4 protein-coding genes are annotated in these 4477 nt (G+C 54.6%); all 4 read left to right on the top strand.

The window, feature by feature from the left end:
* Positions 1-53 precede the first annotated feature (53 nt).
* The 4 genes from KH813_RS06085 (at position 54) to KH813_RS06070 (ending at position 4431) form a co-directional block, all read left to right on the top strand.
* Positions 54-1334, top strand: coding sequence for a TonB-dependent siderophore receptor (locus KH813_RS06085; RefSeq protein ID WP_303994464.1), 1281 nt, complete (start codon positions 54-56; stop codon positions 1332-1334).
* A 106-nt stretch (positions 1335-1440) separates the two neighbouring features.
* Positions 1441-2406: an ABC transporter substrate-binding protein gene (locus tag KH813_RS06080; protein ID WP_303994463.1), complete on the top strand. Its 966-nt coding sequence runs from the start codon at positions 1441-1443 to the stop codon at positions 2404-2406.
* The gene (locus tag KH813_RS06075; protein WP_303994462.1) at positions 2403-3833 is read left to right on the top strand and encodes a coproporphyrinogen-III oxidase family protein; all 1431 of its coding nucleotides are present in this window, start codon (positions 2403-2405) and stop codon (positions 3831-3833) included. Before KH813_RS06080 ends, KH813_RS06075 begins: the two co-directional genes overlap by 4 nt.
* Before the next feature lie 85 nt (positions 3834-3918).
* Complete coding sequence (locus tag KH813_RS06070; RefSeq protein WP_303994461.1) at positions 3919-4431, top strand: flavodoxin family protein; 513 nt, start codon at positions 3919-3921, stop codon at positions 4429-4431.
* Positions 4432-4477: the final 46 nt, after the last annotated feature.

Here is a 4477-nt window from a genome sequence, read left to right as displayed (position 1 = left end):
AGAAAATATCCAGTGACGCGCAGAATACCGAGTTGAGACCTCTGCGAGTTGGGATGGGAAGAAAGGCTTTAAACGGCATGGCGCAGATCGCGGGCGGAAGAGACAGCAAATCTGAACAGCAAACGTATGGTTTGCGTTGGCAACGCACCACGGCGGCGAACGATTGGGAAATCAGCGCGTACATGAGCCGTTTTGACTGGGAAGACGCAACCGACCCCAAAGTTATTAAAACGGTACCTGGGTCGAAGCCTCTGGAAAAACGAGCGTATGACGCTGTGGTACGCAAACAAAATGCATACGACTTCAACGACAATACGAATCGCGAGTGGACGTTGGAGGGCAAAAACTCCACGCAGCTTACCGACAATCAGCGACTCACTTACGGCGTAACGTATACCGACGCTAAAGTCAAAGGCACGAATTTGGGTATCGCCGGTGAGAATCAACATAATGTTTCGCAAAATGGTACGGATAAAGTGGCGTCGGAACGTTCCTTGACCACGTACGCGGCGTACGTGCAGGATGAAATTCGCGCCGACAAATGGTTTATCGTGCCCGCATTGCGCTACGATCACAATGAATACTTCGGCGGTCATGTTTCGCCGAAACTCGGCGTGACGTATAACGCGCGTGATAATTTCCGCATCAAAGCGAACTACGGCAAAGGTTTCCGCGCGCCGTCGCTCATGCAGCTCTTCTATGATATGGATCGCAGAATGGGACCGAAGTGGGTGCATCTCATGGGTAACCCGGATCTCAAGCCGGAAACATCGACCGGCTGGGACTTGGGCGTCGAAGGTGAATGGGATCGCGGCTACGGCTCGCTGACCTACTTCGACAACAAGGTGGATGACCTGATTGACAGCTCGAAAGTGGGCACGGATCAAAACGGACATGAGCTCTACCGATATAACAATGTGAAAAAAGCCCGTATTAAAGGCGTGGAAAACACTCTCGGCTATCGTTTCAGCGATACCCTTTCCGCGCAAGTAGTTTCCACCTGGCTGGATGCGAAAGATACGACGGCAAATAAGGATTTACCGCGTCGTTCCGAACTTTCACAAGCTTGGCAGCTGCGCTACGATGACCATCAGGATACAGGTTGGTCAGCGGCGTTGTCGTTGCAATGTGAACACAACTACTTAGTGGAGCCGGCCCCGAAACAGGCGGCGACAGAAAAGAAAAGTTATCAACTTTGGAATCTGACCGTTACCCGTCAATTCAATCCGGATCTGCGTTTGTGGGGCAAGATCGAAAACATTGGCGACAAGTACGATAAAAATCTTGGCTTGTACGGTCGCGAATGGGCACTCGGTTTGGAATACAAGTTTTAACTGTGCAAGAAAAGGAGGAGAATCTTCTCCTCTTTTCTTTACATAGGGCGGGACACGCTACAAGAGAATTTTTAATGGGCATACGTACCATGGAAGGGATGATTGCGTGCATAGACATTGGTGGCAAGGCTGGCTGCTGTTTGTTCTCGCGGCGGCGTTGCTCGTCGGTTGCGGGCAGGATACAACGACGAAAGAAAAGCAAGAGCATGTGTTTTTCCGAGGAACGGACGTGCGCGGACAAACGATTACGCTGACTAAAAAGCCGGAGCGGATTGTATTGTTGTCGCCGTCAATGCTGGGAATTATGGAGGCGGTAGGAGGCGATTACGTCGCCTGGGCGGAAACCGGTAATGATCGCGTCACGGAGCGGGCGAAAGATAAACCGAAAGTCGGCCATTTGGCGCACCCGAATGCGGAGGCGATTGTCGCGGCGAATCCGGATCTGGTGATCGGATACGGCAAACTGCACGGTAAATTGGCGCAGATGCTGGAGGCGAATCATATTCCGGTATATTTGCTGAATTTGGCGAGTTATGATGATGTGTGCGAGGCGATTCGTTTGTGCGGAGCGGTGAGCGGACATGATGAACGCGCCGCTGAAGTGCAAAAAGAACTGGCGCGAAAAATGCAGCAGGAAATCGCCAGGGCACCGCGCGAACCCGTGCGGGTAGCAATTTTATTCGGTACATCGCAGGCGGTGACGCTGGACTATGAAACGAGTATCGCTTCCGACGTCGCGCGTCGGCTCGGTTTCACGGATGTATTTGCCGGTCGCGGTCAAACGGAATCCGCGCGTTTGGCGCCGTTCAGTTTGGAGGCTTTGGCGGCGGCGGATCCCGATGTGATTTTATTGCGATCGATGGCCCGGCACGGAGAATCGGACGGCATTTTTGACAAGGCGCTTTTGGATCAACCCGCGTGGGCGACGTTGCGGGCGGTGCGAAATGGTCGTGTGTACCGGCTGCCGCAGGAACTTTTCACGAGCAATCCCGGTATTGAGTATCCGCAAGCAGTTCGGTACATGGCGGATATCGTCAGCGGTCATGCGGCCTCCGGCGAGGAGCGCCAATGATGAGGGTTACGCAGGAGCAATGGCTGGCCCGCTGGGAGTCGTTGCAACAAGAGCCGCTTTTTGCCGCGGCGGGCGCGCAGTGGCGACGTGCGCCCTGGGATATCACATGGCGAGACATACCCGCATTGACACGGCAGGTGCGGTTGACCCCGGATGTGCTGCAGGCGAGATTGAAAGATTATTTGGATCGGCCTGCGTCCGCACGACCGATCGCGTTGTACCTGCATATTCCCTTTTGCACACTACAATGCACGTATTGCGCATTTTCCAAGCAGCATTATCAGGAGCGACAGGTGGAAGAATATGTGGCGCTGCTCTTGCAGGAAATCGCTTCCGTCGGACAAACAAAATTCGCGCGCACGGCGAATGTGGCGGCGATCTTCTTCGGCGGCGGCACGCCCGGTGTGCTACAGCCGGAACAGATTCAAGCGATCATGGGAGCGTTGCGCAAGGCGTTTACCATAGCTCCGACGGCGGAAATCACTTTTGAATCAAGTTTAGATGATTTGAATATGGAAAAATATCACGCTGCGGTCACGAGCGGGATTAATCGCTTCAGTTTCGGTGTGCAGGCGTTTACGACCGACGTGCGCCAACGTATCGGCCGTCGCGATACGCGGGAAAGCGCCAAGCGCCGCCTGAGCGAATACGTCGCGGCGGGGCGAGCGGATATTGTCATTGATTTGATTTACGGGCTTCCGGGACAGACGGCCGCGAGCATTCGTGAAGATGTGCGTGATGCGATGGAGTGCGGGATTGCCGGCTTGGATTTGTACAAATTGCAAATTTTGCCGAAATCGATTTTAGGGCAGCAATATAAAAGAAATAACTGGACGCAGGATCAAGAAACATTGCAGGAGTTGTTCCGCGCCGCCACGGAGGAGCTGGAAGCGGTCGCCGAGCCGATTTCCTGTTCGCATTGGCGCACTCGCGAAAGTGAGCGCAGCCTGTACAATACATTGGTCTTTGCCGGCCACGACATGGTGGCTCTCGGCATGGCGTGCGGCGGTCGCTTGGGACGCGTCCGCTTCATGAAACCGATTGCGCCGCCCATGTATCGCGCGGCGGTTGCGCAAGGGTATCGGCCGATGGCGGGCAGTCTCGTCGGCGCGGAAGACGCGGCGTTGCGGCGCCTGACATCGGCGGCGGATCTCGGTGTGATCGCGCCGCAACGTTTGGACGAAGAAACGAATTTGCCCATGTCACTTTTTCTCATGCCGATTTTGCAATCTTGGGAAACTCACGGACTGGTCGCGAGGTGCGGCGATACCTACGTCTACACGGCGGCCGGCCGATATTCGTACAAAGCGATGTCGCGCTTTTTGCAATGGGCGTTTCACTACTTGGCGTACGACACGACGACCTTTGAATCAAGCGACAAAGACACGAAAAATAATTTGGCCGCGAAGAATCCGATGTCGTTTTAAGCATTGACGAAACGGTCGCGAGTTTAGTGTCAGGCGATGATTGCGCAGATGACCGGCTCGCGGCAGAAAGAGGAGAAGAAACATCATGCCGAAATATCTGATTGTATATTCAAGCCGTACAGGCAACACTCGCCGCATGGCCGAAGCGTTTTATGAAGCGGCGCCGAAGGGCAGTCGTCTCGCGGAAATACGCGAAGGCGTCGATCCGGCGGAATTTGACGCGGTGTTCGTCGGCTTTTGGGTGGATAAAGGAATGCCCAATGCGCAGGCGCGGGATTATTTAGCGTCGTTGCAAAATACGGAGGTCGTATTGTTCGCCACGCTCGGCGCCGATCCGACATCCGAGCATGCGCAAACGTCGCTGCGAAAAGCGGCGGATCTGTTGGCGGACAACTGTCGAGTCTTGGACGCGCTGGCATTTCGCGGCGCGATCGATCCGAAACTGATCGAAGCGATGCGAAAACACGCCAAGCCGAATTCCTACCACACGCCGGAACAGATGCGCCGCTCCGTGGAGGAAAGCGCCGGTCATCCGAATGAAGCCGATTTCGCGAAGGCGCGTGCGTACATGGAGAAATTTGTAGCGGCGTGCGGCTGAGCAGAAGAAATATGAATCGTAAAAACCGCTCTCATCATGATGAGAG

Origin of the sequence: Negativicoccus succinicivorans (genome assembly GCF_018373335.1) — a bacterium.
In the GTDB taxonomy this organism is placed as follows: domain Bacteria; phylum Bacillota; class Negativicutes; order Veillonellales; family Negativicoccaceae; genus Negativicoccus; species Negativicoccus succinicivorans_A.
Note: the sequence above shows the minus strand (reverse complement) of the source record. Positions and strands in the feature narration are given on the sequence as shown.